General features: G+C 60.3%; 4 protein-coding genes. 2 read left to right on the top strand and 2 right to left on the bottom strand.

Annotated elements, in window-relative coordinates; genetic code table 11:
• Together AB4043_RS19015 and AB4043_RS19010 are read right to left on the bottom strand one after the other, a co-directional pair.
• Positions 1–1,033: FG-GAP repeat domain-containing protein (locus AB4043_RS19015; RefSeq protein ID WP_442307782.1), on the bottom strand; the 1,033-nt coding region annotated here is incomplete at its 3' end.
• Between the two features lie 45 nt (positions 1,034–1,078).
• Complete coding sequence (locus tag AB4043_RS19010) at positions 1,079–3,136, bottom strand: GH92 family glycosyl hydrolase (protein WP_442307781.1); 2,058 nt, start codon at positions 3,134–3,136, stop codon at positions 1,079–1,081.
• Between the two features lie 35 nt (positions 3,137–3,171).
• Between AB4043_RS19010 and AB4043_RS19005 the strand changes: the two genes are divergently transcribed.
• Together AB4043_RS19005 and ffh are read left to right on the top strand one after the other, a co-directional pair.
• Positions 3,172–4,071 carry a hypothetical protein gene (locus tag AB4043_RS19005; protein ID WP_442307780.1) on the top strand — a complete coding sequence of 300 codons (900 nt, stop codon included), beginning with the start codon at positions 3,172–3,174 and terminating at the stop codon, positions 4,069–4,071.
• Between the two features lie 14 nt (positions 4,072–4,085).
• On the top strand, positions 4,086–5,468 hold the full coding sequence (ffh, locus tag AB4043_RS19000; RefSeq protein ID WP_442307779.1) for a signal recognition particle protein: 1,383 nt from the start codon (positions 4,086–4,088) through the stop codon (positions 5,466–5,468).
• The last annotated feature ends 328 nt before the right edge of the window (positions 5,469–5,796 follow it).

Here is a 5,796-nt window from a genome sequence, read left to right as displayed (position 1 = left end):
GCTTACGCCACTCGTACCAGTAGATACCGATAGGGTCGCGCTCGCCCGGGTCGTTGCCGTTGTGCGCGAAGTAGCGCTTTCCTGCGACGAAATCAATCTGACCATCACCGTTGAGATCTACAGGAACAACTTCGTGCGCCTGCGACCAGGAAGCGTCAATGATGTGCTGCGTCCAGGTGCCATCCGCATTCTGTTCGTACCAGGCGAAGCCATAGTCGTGGGCCATACCCGCAACGATGTCCTTGCGGCCATCACTGTTGATATCGATCAGGTGAAGCTGACTCATGGAGATTCGCCCGTTGTTGACGGGGACCACAGACGCATCCTGGCGCGTGCCCGCGGGAAGAATCGGCTTCGCACCCCAGTCATTGGCATGGAAGGTCCACTCCGCGGAGCTATTGATGTCCGCAGGCGCTTCCAGCCATCCACGCGGTGTGAGGATATCGATGCGGCCATCGCCGTTCAGATCGCCCGCGCCAATGCCGTGACCGTAGCTCTGGTGCGAGACAGTGTGCTTCACCCACTTATGGTCTTTGAGCTCGAACCATGCGGCAGGAACGTTCTCACGGTCGAACTCGGGCAGAAGCTCCTCAGCCTTGCCGTCATTGTTCAGATCGACCAGGAAAGCAAACTCGGTAGGACCGCTGTTGTCGATCTCCGTCACCTTCCACGCACCGCCCGCCTTGCCCGGATTCTTCAGCCAGACGATGTTGTGCGCGAAGTAGCTGCACTGAATCACGTCGGGCCAGCCATCGCCGTCCACATCCATAATCTGGTCGCTGAAGTTGTCAATGTAGCCGCTGGCGTAGTCGATCTGGCGCAGCGGATGCTTCACCCAGCGCGGCCCCTCGTACCAGCTCTCGCCARCGACGATGTCGAGCTTGCCGTCCTTATTCAGGTCCGCGACGGCGACGGTCTCGCCATATCCCGGATCGATCATCGTTGTACGAAAGGCAATATCCGCAGGTCGGCTGGCAGCATGAGCCACGGCCACCATGGCCGCCATACCAAGAACGCACAACAGCTTTTTCATCGCGATGGAATCTCCCTGAGTTTCAGCGGAGGAATTATTCCATCCTCAATGTGTAATCGTCGACATGGAGTAAGGACGAGCCGAAGCCGCGCGTCCAAACTCCTTGTTGGGTGTGCTCTGCATCGTGAAGCGAAGCTCACCGCCAGCGAGCAGCTCGTCATGACGGAGGAAGACCCGAGTCAGAGGTTGACGATTCAACGAAACGCCGCCGACGTAGTCGCCGCTTCCCTCTTTCACAATGCGCAGCGTCTTTCCGTTCGGCAAGTGCAGCTTAGTTTCGTCAACGAATGGCCGGCCCAATACATATTCATTACTTCCCGGAGCCACCGGATAGAAGCCCATCGACGTAAACAGGAGCCACGCGGACATCTGCCCGAGATCGTCGTTGCCTACCAGGCCATCCGGAGCAGGACGATACTGCGACTCGACGATCTGCTTCAGCCGCTCCTGCGTCCGCCATGGCGCGCCGGCGTAGGCGTAGAGATACGCCAGGTGATGACTGGGCTCATTGCCATGGATGTACTGTCCGATCATGCCTGCGATGTCTTCAACATCCGCATACTGTTTGGGATCGACCTTGGCATCGAACATGGCATCGAGCTTCTGGATCAGCTTGTCATCGCCACCGAGCAACTGGATCAAGCCGGCCTCATCCTGAGGCTGATACCACGAATATTGCCAGGCATTGCCTTCAGTGAAGCCGCTGCCGTTGCCCGCCTTAGCCGGATCGAAGGGTTCACGGAAGCTGCCGTCCGCAAGCCGGGGACGGACAAAACCGCTCTTTGCATCGAAGACATTGCGCCAGTACGCTGCACGCTTGGTGAACTCCTGCTCGATCTCTTTCTTACCCATCGCATGGGCCATCTGTGCGATGGTCCAGTCATCGAAGGCATATTCCATGGTCTCCGATGCAGACTCATCATCGTGATCGACCGGCACATAGCCGCGATCGATGTACTCGCCGACTCCCTCATACTGGCGATAACGGGCGCTGACGACCATAGCGTTCAGCGCAGCCTCAGCGTCATACCCGCGAATGCTCTTCCTGTAAGCATCGGCGAGGATCGGCACGGCGTGGTAGCCGATCATGCACCAGGTCTCCAGCCCTGCAAACTGCCAGACGGGCAGGATTCCATAGGGGCTCTGCTGCTGCGACGCGATCAGAGAACGGACAAGATTGTTGGTGCGCTCCTCTGGCTGCAGCAATGTCATCAACGGCTGCTCGGCACGATAGGTATCCCATAGCGAGAAGGTCGAGACAAACTCCCAGTTCTTCGCCYGGTGCACCTCTTCATCCGGACCACGGTAACGGCCATCCACATCCATCGCCGTACTCGGAGCCATCAGTGCGTGATAGAGCGCGGTGTAGAGGTTCTTCTTCATTGCCTCCGTACCGGAGAACTCCACGCGGCCCAGTTCCTTCTCCCACATGGCGCGAGCCTGTGCACGCATGCCATCGAAGTCGAAACCCTTAACCTCGGCATTCAGATTGGCGATCGCTCCCTCTTCGCTTACGGTTGAGAGCGCAACTTCTACGACCAAGGGACGGGCAAGCTGTCCGAAGTCGAAGGCAGCGACCAGACCGCGGCCCTCCTTGAATGGAACGTCGGTCGCATCGCGGCGCACGCCGGAGAAGCCGAGATACTCCTGCGGTAAAGGCTCCACATTGCGGAAGAGATGCCCGTTCAACGGCGCGGAGAACCGCATGGCAAAGTACAGCTGACGCGCTGGAGCCCAGCCACGCGTCTCACGCATCCCCGTCACCAGACCGCCTTCGCGCAGGCGAACCCGCGACCACATCACCTTTCCCGCGTAGTTGTAGATCGAGGATCGCAGATCGACGACCAGGTGCGCCGGCTTGTCTGACGGAAAGGTATACCGATGGACACCGACGCGGGTTGTTGCAGTCAGCTCCGCGCGCACCTGCGGGGTATCGAGCGTCACAGCGTAGTAGCCAGGCTCGGCCGTCTCGCTCTGGTGCTGGAAGGTCGATCGGTAGTCGGAAGGCTCGAGCTTCACCTCGCCCGTCTCCGGAGTAATCAGCACATCGCCGAGGTCGGAGTGGCCTGCACCTGAGAAATGCGTATGACTGAAGCGCCGCACCAGATGCTCCTCGCGTCACCATCACCAACGGCAAATTGACCGCCGTCGTGCATCTGCCGGATGCGCAGCGCGGCTACTATCGCTCAAACCGTTTCGACTGGAGCGGAAGCATCGCCTGCGCCACGCTGAATGGCCATACCTTCTGGGGGCAGTGGTTCTCCCACTATGATCCGCTGGGCAACGACGCCATTACCGGCCCAGCGGAAGAGTTCCGCTCGCCCGACGGGGCCGAACCCGGCTATAACGAAGCCGCGCCTGGCGGCCTCTTCGTCAAACTCGGCGTTGGTGTCCTTCGCCGGCTTGACGAAAAACCCTACAGCTTCGGCGGCAAGTATCCCATCGTCGACACCGGCGTCTGGAAGACGACCTCGAACCGCAATTCGGTCACCTCGACCCAGGTGGTGCACTCCACCATCGGCTTCGACTACCGCTATACCAAGACGGTGGAGATCGACAAGAAGTCCAACATTGTCCGGCTGCGCCATACACTCACGAACCTGGGTAAACGCCCTATCGATTCGGCGCTGTATAACCACGTCTTTCTGCAACTGGATGGGAAAGGTCCGGGGCCCGGGACCAGCGTCACCCTCGGCTTTGCGCCGACCGTGGAGACGCCCTTCCCTGAGTCGGTCTCCGTCGAAGACAGGACGATCCGTTTTCTCGGTCCCCCACCCAATGGCAGGGCGATCGGCTCCTACCTGACTGGTTACACTCCTGAGACGCCAAACACCTCTGAGATATCGGACACTTCGACCGGTCTCCGCGTCCGCCAGAAGACTGATTCCCCGATCGTCCGCTTCTTCTTCTGGGGGCACAGCCGGGCTACCTGCCCGGAGGCCTATATCGCCATCCACGTCGCTCCGGGTAAAACCCAGCGTTGGACGACAGAATTCGCACTGGAGGCGCCGGCGGCGATATCCCCCGCTCCGCGATAAACTGAAAAGCGACTATGTTTGAGAATCTCCAGGAAARACTGCAGCGCGCGTTTAAGAACCTCCGTGGTCAGGGGACCATCAGCGAGGAGAACATCACCGAGGCGCTGCGCGAGATCCGCCTTGCCCTGCTCGAGTCCGACGTCAACCTGAACGTCACCAAAGACCTGATCGAGCACATCCGCGAAAAGGCGATGGGCCAGCAGGTAGCGACGGCCCTGTCGCCGACAGAGCAGGTCATCAAGATCATCCACGGCGAGCTGGTCGAGCTGCTGGGCCGCGACACCGCCCGCTTCAAGTTCGCCTCGCAGCCGCCTTCGGTCATCCTGATGGCCGGCCTGCAGGGTTCCGGTAAAACCACCACCGCTGGCAAACTGGCTCAATGGCTAAAAAAGGGCGGCCACCGCCCGATGCTGGTCTCGGTCGACGTCTATCGTCCCGCCGCCCGCGAACAGCTCGCCGTTGTCGCCAAGTCCATCGGCGCCCAGCTCTACACCGGTAATGTAGGCGCCGACGAAGCCGGAACGCCCCTGGTGCTTCGCCTGGCCAAAGAAGCCAAGCGGGACGCCGCCAACTTCGGCTGCGACATCCTGCTGGTCGATACCGCCGGACGCCTGGGCATCGACGAAGAGCTGATGGGCGAGATGTCGGAGCTGAAGAAGCTCCTCAATCCCTCTGAGATCCTCTTCGTCACCGACGCCATGACCGGCCAGGACGCCGTGAACTCGGCCAAGGCCTTCCACGACCGGCTCGGCGTTACCGGCGTGGTGCTGACCAAGATGGACGGCGATGCCCGCGGAGGCGCAGCGCTCTCGATTCGTCAGGTCACCGGAGCTCCGGTCAAGTTCATCGGTACGGGCGAAAAACCCGACGCCTTCGAGCCCTTCCACCCCGACCGTATCGTCAGCCGCATCATGGGCATGGGCGATATCGCCACCCTGCTGGAGCGCGCCGAAGAGAAGCTCGATCGGGGCAAGGCTGAGGCCTTCGCCAAGAAAGCCCTCGCCGGCGACGGCTTCTCCCTGGAAGACTTCCGCGATCAGTTGCGGCAGATCAAAAAGCTGGGCTCCATGCAGTCCATCCTGAAGATGCTGCCCTCGGTCGGCCCGTTCCAGGGCCTGCAGGCAGCTGCCGGACAGGTAGACGAGAGCCAGTTCACCCGCGTGGAGGCGATCATCAACTCGATGACGGCGAAGGAGCGGCTCAACCACGAGATCATCTCCGGCAGTCGCCGTAAGCGCATCGCCGCAGGCAGCGGCACCAGCGTGCAGGAGGTCAATAACCTGCTGCGCCAGTACGCGCAGATGCGGAAGATGTTCAAGGGCATGGGCGCCGGCGGCGGTAAGATGCAACGCCGCCTGATGAGCCAGATGGGCAGCATGGGACGCTTCGGACGCTAAAGGATTTCAACGAACCAATACACCGGGTGCCCAATGTCCCTCGGGGACATGGGCATTCGAGCGAAGCTCGAACCAGGGTGGGAGCCGTGGGCTTTTAGCCCACGGTCTATCGATTCAAGAAACGTGCGGGCTTTAAGCCCTGGGCTTTTTCCCTGATGGAGAAAAAAGGCCCAGGGCTAAAGAGTCTGTGTGAGAGAGGCATCATCTCTCTGGATGAGTGAGCCGTTGTTGGAGGATTTCATTGTTGAGTGTGGATGGGAGCTGTTTTAGTGGGATTTCTGGAGGATGTAGATGCGTTTGAGGTTGTAGGCGGTGGCGGCGAGGGCGA

Source organism: Terriglobus sp. YAF25 (genome assembly GCF_052113305.1).
Classification (GTDB): domain Bacteria; phylum Acidobacteriota; class Terriglobia; order Terriglobales; family Acidobacteriaceae; genus Terriglobus.
Note: the sequence above shows the minus strand (reverse complement) of the source record. Positions and strands in the feature narration are given on the sequence as shown.